At 60.0% G+C, this 5,723-nt stretch carries 5 protein-coding genes; 2 read left to right on the top strand and 3 right to left on the bottom strand.

Going from position 1 to position 5,723, the window contains the following annotated elements:
* Window positions 1-384: 384 nt before the first annotated feature.
* Together CER19_RS18815 and CER19_RS18820 are read right to left on the bottom strand one after the other, a co-directional pair.
* Complete coding sequence (locus CER19_RS18815; RefSeq protein ID WP_020302080.1) at window positions 385-972, bottom strand: NUDIX domain-containing protein; 588 nt, start codon at window positions 970-972, stop codon at window positions 385-387.
* Between the two features lie 27 nt (window positions 973-999).
* Complete coding sequence (locus CER19_RS18820) at window positions 1,000-1,863, bottom strand: SDR family NAD(P)-dependent oxidoreductase (RefSeq protein WP_116667531.1); 864 nt, start codon at window positions 1,861-1,863, stop codon at window positions 1,000-1,002.
* Window positions 1,864-2,016: 153 nt separating this feature from the next.
* Between CER19_RS18820 and CER19_RS18825 the strand changes: the two genes are divergently transcribed.
* Window positions 2,017-2,943, top strand: coding sequence for an alpha/beta hydrolase (locus CER19_RS18825; RefSeq protein WP_116667532.1), 927 nt, complete (start codon window positions 2,017-2,019; stop codon window positions 2,941-2,943).
* Between the two features lie 192 nt (window positions 2,944-3,135).
* Here the strand turns inward: CER19_RS18825 and CER19_RS18830 are convergent, their stop codons facing one another.
* The gene (locus tag CER19_RS18830; RefSeq protein ID WP_014718172.1) at window positions 3,136-4,296 is read right to left on the bottom strand and encodes an alpha-hydroxy acid oxidase; all 1,161 of its coding nucleotides are present in this window, start codon (window positions 4,294-4,296) and stop codon (window positions 3,136-3,138) included.
* A 120-nt stretch (window positions 4,297-4,416) separates the two neighbouring features.
* On the opposite strand from CER19_RS18830, the gene CER19_RS18835 reads away from it, so the two are divergent.
* Window positions 4,417-5,202 (top strand): DeoR/GlpR family DNA-binding transcription regulator, encoded by a 786-nt coding sequence (locus CER19_RS18835; RefSeq protein WP_116667533.1) that lies wholly within the window; start codon window positions 4,417-4,419, stop codon window positions 5,200-5,202.
* Window positions 5,203-5,723: the final 521 nt, after the last annotated feature.

The following is a 5,723-nucleotide window of genomic DNA, read 5'->3' on the forward strand; positions in this document are numbered from 1 at the left end:
AACGGCCACTTAGGGTTCCGCTTTTACAGCGGGTCACTTTTGGAAAAGAGCCCCAAAAGTAACCAAAAGGGCTCTTGCCCCACCACTCGGCACCTCGCCTAGGCTCGGTGTGCCCGTAATCCGCCAGTGATTTGGGGGGCCGCCGCCACGCGCCATCCATGGCGCGGGGCGGCTAAACCGGCATCCCTGCCGGTTTAGCCCCCAAATCCCTGTCGAATTCCGGCCAGCGTGGTTTAACGGGGCGCCTGAGATCAAAAGCAGATCAAGAGCAAGATCAACAGCGGCTCGCTTCGCATCGTGGTTACCGTTGGCTGCTACAACCTCCAACGTTGTGTAGATCCCTCCCACCTCGGCCCGCGCTCATCAGCAGAGTTCCCAAGCGTCTCACCAACCCTCTTTCAACATCCGCAGCTCCAGATGCTGCAACAACATGATCGTCTTGCCATCCACAATCTCCCCACTCTGCACCATCGCCAGTGCCTGCTCAAAGCCCAGCTCCAGTACCTCGATATCCTCGCCCTCTTCTTCCAGGCCTCCGCCCGCTCCCACTCGGTCGCCGGGCTGATATTCACCGATAAAAAAGTGAATCCGCTCCGTCACCGATCCCGGGCTCATGAACGCCGCATAGATTTTCTCCACATGCCCCACGCGATAGCCGGTCTCTTCCTCGGCCTCCAGGCGGATGCGTTCTTCAGCGCTGGCGTTATCGAGCAAACCGGCCGCCGCTTCAATCAGGTAGCCAGGGTAATCGTTGACGAACGTGGGCATGCGGAACTGGCGAATCAGCAACACCGTGCGTTGCTCGCGGTTGTACAACAGGATGGTCGCACCGTTGCCCCGGTCATACACCTCGCGGGTCTGGGCTTGCCAACTGCCGTCGCGACGGCGCAGGTCGAAGCTGTATTTTTTCAGCAGGTACCAGTTGTCCGAGAGGGTTTCTTCGGCGGTGATGCGCACGGGGCTATCGTTCATGGTCGGGCCTTGGTAGGTGGAAACAGTTCAGGTGGTGGCCTGGGTGGGCGGCTGTTTGATATGCGACCACGCGGCGGCAACTTCTTCAGCGCTGCCTGCTTTGATCCGGGCAAGATTGCGTGGGTAATCCACGCCAGGATTTTCGCTGAAACGCGTGGCGGTGAATTGGCCATTGCTCGCGCGCAGGATATAGCCGGTATCGGTGCACTGCCGGGACGCCAGGAACAACACGCCCGGCGTCACCCAATCCGGCTTGAGTTCGTCCGATTCTTCGGTCACGCCCCACATGCGCGTCTTGGCCACCGGCGAGATCGCGTTGACGAGCACCCCGGCCTCAACGCCTTCGTGACTCAAGGCGTTCATGATCCCCACTTGCGCCATCTTGCCAGCGCTGTAGGCCACCAGCCCGGTCTGCTCGTATTGCGCATACATGGCACGGTCGGAGGTGGTGAGGATGATGCGCGGCGCACAAGAGCGCAGCAGATGCGGCCAGGCATGTTTGCACAACCACAGCGGTGCGTAGAGGTTGATGTCCATGGCCCGCTGCAGGAACGCGGCATCGAGTTCTGCGATGGGCTGGTAGCCCACCCAGCCGGCGTTGTGAATCAAAATATCGAGTTGGCCGAAGGTTTCGAGGGTATAGCTGATCAGTTGGCGACACCCCTCGTCCGTGGACAAGTCACCGCCATGGCCCGCTACCGTCAACCCTTCGGCGCGCAACGCCTCGGCGGCCTGTTGCACCACCGACGCATCGGTGCCGGCGCCCACGTTGTCGGCGCCAATATCACTGATGACGACACGGGCACCAGCCTGCGCCAGTGCTCGTGCATAACTGAGCCCCAAGCCACGCGCACCTCCGGTGACGATTGCGGTTTTACCTGTGAAATCCATGTGTTTTTCCTCCTGTTCAGCCCCTCACCCTAACAACCCGCACGAGGATTGTTCAATGCTGTAACACTTTCATCGGTCACGGCCGTCGCATTAATGCCTACCCGCCCGGGCCATCTGGTAAAACCCGTGCTTCACCTTTGTTCTGGAACCTTCATGTCTTCTGCTTCCATACCTCGCCGGGGCCTGCGCTGGTTTGTCTGGCTGTGCATGGCCGTGTTGATTGTCGGCCTGCCGGTCGGCTGCGCCGTGTTGCAACACAAGGAGCGCGAACTTGTGTTTCGCATCGAGCCGGGAACCGCCGGCTGGTACACCGGCCTGCCCAAGGCGGTGCAGGAATTTGAACTCAAGCCCGCCAGTTTCAAAGCAGGGCAGAACATTCATGGCTGGTGGTACCCGGCAGCCAACAAAGACGCACCCGCCATCCTCTACCTGCACGGGGTACGCTGGAACCTCACGGGCCAATTGTTTCGCATCGAGCAATTGCACGCCCTGGGCTTTTCGGTCCTGGCCATCGACTATCGCGGCTTTGGCCAAAGCCAGGGCGACCTGCCCTCGGAAGCCACGGTGTACGAGGACGCTCGCATTGCCTGGGAGCGTTTCCAGACCCTGCAACCAGACCCCGGCAAACGCCTGATCTACGGGCACTCCCTAGGTGGCGCGGTCGCCATCGACCTCGCTGCCGAGTTGGGCAAGCAGGTGCCATTGCCGGTGCGTGGGCTGGTGATCGAGTCCACGTTCACCTCCCTGGCGGATGTCGCCACGGCCGTTGCCAACACCTCATTGCCGGTGCGCTGGTTGCTGTCGCAGAAGTTCGATTCCATCGACAAGATTGCCGACATCCACATGCCGCTGCTGGTGGTCCACGGCCTCGACGACCGCTACGTACCACCGCGCTTCAGCCAGCAGTTGTTTGAAGCCGCCCAGCAACCCAAACACTTGTTGCTGGTGCCCGGTGCCAGCCATAACAACAGCATGAACCTCGCCGGGCGCAGTTATGGCCAGGCGCTGGAAAGCCTGATGCGCACGAAGATGCCCGCCCAGGTGGTGACACACTCCACAGGCCGCGATAACGCCTCATAAATACGCTTTTCGGCACTGGGTTCGCGCTTGGCTGTCAAGCGCAAACCCTGGCCATGTTGGCCCGAAATACAAGTTGATCAAATAATGATCTTCGCTGAAATCGCCAACGCCGCCGGGTCTTCACAAAGTTATCCACAGAGATACCCACGGTTTTCGTGGACAACTCTTTTTATATTTTTACGTTTTTTTTGCTTAAGCCGTGCTTCCAGGAAAGGTACCGGGCAACAGGATTTCGCGATTCACCTCGCGTATATCCTTATAGCCACACAGTGCCATCGACACGTCCAGTTCGCGGGCGATGATATCGAGGGCCTTGGTCACGCCCGCCTCGCCCATCGCCCCCAACCCATACAAGTGCGGGCGGCCAATCATGGTGCCCTTGGCGCCCAGCGCCATGGCCTTGAGCACGTCCTGGCCGGAACGAATACCGCCGTCGAGCCACACTTCAATACGGTTGCCCACGGCCTCGACAATCGCCGGCAATTGGCTGATGCTCGACGGCGCGCCATCAAGCTGGCGCCCACCGTGGTTACTCACCACCAACGCATCGGCACCGCAATCGGCCGCCAAGCGCGCATCCTCCACATCGAGAATGCCCTTGATGATCAGCTTGCCACCCCAGCACCGCTTGATCCACGCCACATCGTCCCAGCTCAGGCGCGGGTCAAATTGCTGGGCGGTCCACGACGACAGCGAACTCATGTCGGCCACGCCCTTCACGTGCCCGACGATATTGCCGAAACCACGCCGCTGGGTACCCAGCATACCCATCACCCAGCGCGGCTTGGTCATCATGTTGAGAATGTTCGGCAGGGTCAGCTTGGGCGGCGCGGACAGGCCGTTGATCAAGTCCTTATGGCGCTGCCCCAGAATTTGCAAATCCAAAGTCAGCACCAATGCATCCACCCCGGCAGCCTTGGCGCGCTCGATCAACTGCTCGATAAAACTGCGGTCGCGCATCACATACAACTGGAACCAGAACGGCTGGCCGACATGCTCGGCGATGTCTTCCAGCGAACAGATACTCATGGTCGACAAGGTATAGCGCAGCCCGAACGCGGCAGCGGCACGGGCAGTGAGGATTTCGCCATCGGCATGTTGCATGCCTGCCAGGCCAGTCGGCGCCAGCGCCACAGGCATGGCCATGTCCTGGCCGATCATGCTGGCGCGGATCGAACGCTCATCAATATTGCGCGCCACCCGTTGGCGAAACTTGATACGCGCAAAATCAGTTTCGTTGGCGCGGTAGGTGCTCTCAGTCCAGGAGCCGGAATCGGCGTAGTCGTAGAACATGCGGGGGACACGTTTTTGCGCCAGCTTGCGTAAGTCTTCGATGGTTGTGATCAACGGCATCGGGTCACCTCTCCCTGAACTGAACACAGAGAGTAACCGGCAGGAGCGTGGGCAACCAGCCGTTGCGTTTAGATGGACTGACGATTAATCTCGCACAAACCCGCAATAAAGCGCACAAACATGCACAACACTCATCAAGCCATCGACCTGCCTTCCCTGCGCAAACAAAAGATCTTGTTGTTGCTGGAACGCGACGGCAAGGTCACCGCATCTGAATTGGTCGAGCATTTCGCCGTGTCCCAGGACACCATCCGCCGCGACCTCGGCGAACTCGCCGCCGCCGGCCTGTTGCAACGCGTACACGGCGGCGCCCTGCCCCGGCCCAAGGACACCGGCAAGGATTTCTTTACCCGTGTCGGCGAGACCAACGAGGTCAAGCGCCACCTCGCCCGCGTGGCGGCGGAGCGGGTTGAAGACGGCCAGATCGTGCTGTTCGATTCCGGCTCCACCACCTTGCAGATCGCTCAGTGCTTGCCCCATGCACTGCACCTGACCGTGGTCACGCCATCCCCCATGATCGCCATCGCCCTGGCCGACCATCCGCATATAAAAGTGATCCTGGCCGGTGGCCAACTCAATCCCGCCACGCTCTCCACCGGCGGCCATGAAGCCGTGCGCCTGATCCAGAGCGTCAAGGCCGACCTGTTGTTCACCGGAGTGTGTGCATTGCACCCGCAAATAGGCATCACCTCGCTGCATTTTGGTGAAGTGGCCGTCAAGCAAGCCTTGCTCGACAGCGTGTCCCACGTCATCGCCGTGACCACCTCAGACAAGCTCGGCGCGGTGGAACCCTTTGTGGTGGCGCCGTGCAGCCGTATTCATACGTTGATTACCGAGTGGGACGCGCCGGATGTGCAGGCGTATGAACAGTTGGGGTTGCAGGTGCAGCGGGTGGACGTGCAGTGATGCAAACCCTGTGTAGGAGCGAGCTTGCTCGCGAAAAACGTTAACGATAACGCGGGTTTCCTGAAGGAACGCGGTACCTGAGAGTTTTTCGCGAGCAAGCTCGCTCCTACAAAAAGGGCAAGCCGGCCATCTGGAGACGGTAACCACGATGCGAAGCGAGCCGCTCTTGATCTTGCTCTTGATCTGCTTTTGATCTCAGGCGCCCCGTTAAACCACGCTGGCCGGAATTCGACAGGGATTTGGGGGGTAAACCGGCAGGGATGCCGGTTTAGCCGCCCCGCGCCATGGATGGCGCGTGGCGGCGCCCCCCCAAATCACTGGCGGATTACGGGCACACCGAGCCTGGGCGAGGTGCCGAGTGGTGGGGCAAGAGCGTTTTGCTGGGCCGGCATTCCGGCTTTTCAAAAGTAAGCCGCTGTAAAAGCCATCCCTTTCAAGGTCTTTTCGTTTTGGCTGCCTTGATTACCCTGTCCGTTGAAACATGAGCATTCACCGCTGTGCCTTTTACCCATGTCTTGGGT

Origin of the sequence: Pseudomonas sp. GL93 (assembly GCF_003408955.1) — a bacterium.
GTDB classification, from domain to species: Bacteria; Pseudomonadota; Gammaproteobacteria; order Pseudomonadales; family Pseudomonadaceae; genus Aquipseudomonas; species Aquipseudomonas paracarnis.